Source organism: Streptomyces sp. NPDC059866, assembly GCF_042731325.1.
GTDB lineage: Bacteria > Actinomycetota > Actinomycetes > Streptomycetales > Streptomycetaceae > Streptomyces > Streptomyces flavusporus.
On the sequence record NZ_JBHWJT010000141.1, the window covers coordinates 1 to 1,158 of the forward strand.

Below are 1,158 nucleotides of genomic sequence, written 5' to 3' on the forward strand. Positions count from 1 at the left end.
GCTACTGAGGTTTTCGGCCTAGGGTGACGGTGATCTCGCTGGCGGGTGTATTCCGGTGTCATGCGGTATCCCGATGGGGGTGGCCTGACCGCGAAGCAGCGGGCTCAGCGGGAGCAAGTGCGGTTCGAGGCAGCCGAGTTATTCGCGCAAGGGGTGGCGCCGCCGCAGGTCGCACGGCGGTTACGGGTCTCACGTAAGTCCGCCTATGCCTGGCATGCCCGCTGGCGGGAGGGTGGTGTGGAGGCGCTTCGGTCCAAGGGGCCGTCAGGGCAGCCCTCCCGGATGAAGCCCAGCTGGCGGGAGTGGCTGGCTGTGGAGTTGGAGAAAGGGCCGGCCGCACATGGCTGGGTGGAGGACCAGCGGTGGACGCTGGACCGCGTCGCCACGGTGATCGCGAGACGCTTTCATGTCCGCTTCAGTCCAGCGCAGACCTGGCGCATCCTGCACCAGATGGGCTTTACAGTGCAGGCCCCGCAGCGCCGGGCTGCCGAACGCGACGAGGACGCCGTGGCTACGTGGATCAAGGAGACGTGGCCACGGGTGGAAAGACGGTGAGGGACCAGGATGCGTGGCTGTGCTTCGCGGATGAGTCGGGGCAGCTGCTGCGGCCGCCGAAGGCACGGACCTGGTCCCGGCGCGGTCACACGCCGCGGGTCAGGGTCAGGGCTGCGGGATCGGGGCGTATCTCCCTGGCGGGTCTGGTCTGTCGCAAGGCCGGTCAGCGCACCCGGCTGATCTTCAGGATGCTGGTGCACCATGGCCGCAAAGGCGAGAAGAAGGGCTTTCGGGAGAAGGACTTCGCCTCGCTCCTGGATGCCGCTCACCAGCAGCTCGGCGGCAACATCGTGCTGGTCTGGGACAACTACAGCCACCACGTCGACGCCGCCATGCGCGAACTGATCGGGAAACGGCGGTGGCTGACAGTCTTCCGCTTCCCGACCTACAGCCCCGACCTCAACCCGGCCGAGGGGGTGTGGGCGCATCTCAAGAAAAGCCTGGGCAATCTGGCCCCATGCAGCATCGATGACCTCGCCGGCCTGGTCCGGACCCGTCTCAAACGGATGCAGTACCGGCCCGGCCTGCTCGACGGGTTCGTCGCCGAGACCGGACTGATCACAACGCCGCCATAACGTCACCCCGAACCGAAAACCTCAGTAG

At 66.9% G+C, this 1,158-nt stretch carries 2 protein-coding genes; both read left to right on the forward strand.

Translation table 11 applies throughout. From position 1 onward, the window contains the following. The first annotated feature begins 60 nt into the window (after positions 1-60). A complete protein-coding gene (locus tag ACFV7R_RS47115; RefSeq protein WP_385276996.1) occupies positions 61-555 on the forward strand; it encodes a winged helix-turn-helix domain-containing protein in 495 nt (164 codons plus the stop codon). Further along, positions 552-1,130 (forward strand): transposase, encoded by a 579-nt coding sequence (locus ACFV7R_RS47120; RefSeq protein WP_385276999.1) that lies wholly within the window; start codon positions 552-554, stop codon positions 1,128-1,130. The genes ACFV7R_RS47115 and ACFV7R_RS47120 overlap by 4 nt, the downstream gene beginning before the upstream one ends. The last annotated feature ends 28 nt before the right edge of the window (positions 1,131-1,158 follow it).

What these genes read in the sequence shown, in the direction of transcription:
- ACFV7R_RS47115 (WP_385276996.1), top strand. Translation starts at nt 61, where the DNA reads ATGCGGTATCCCGATGGGGGTGGCCTGACCGCGAAGCAGCGGGCTCAG.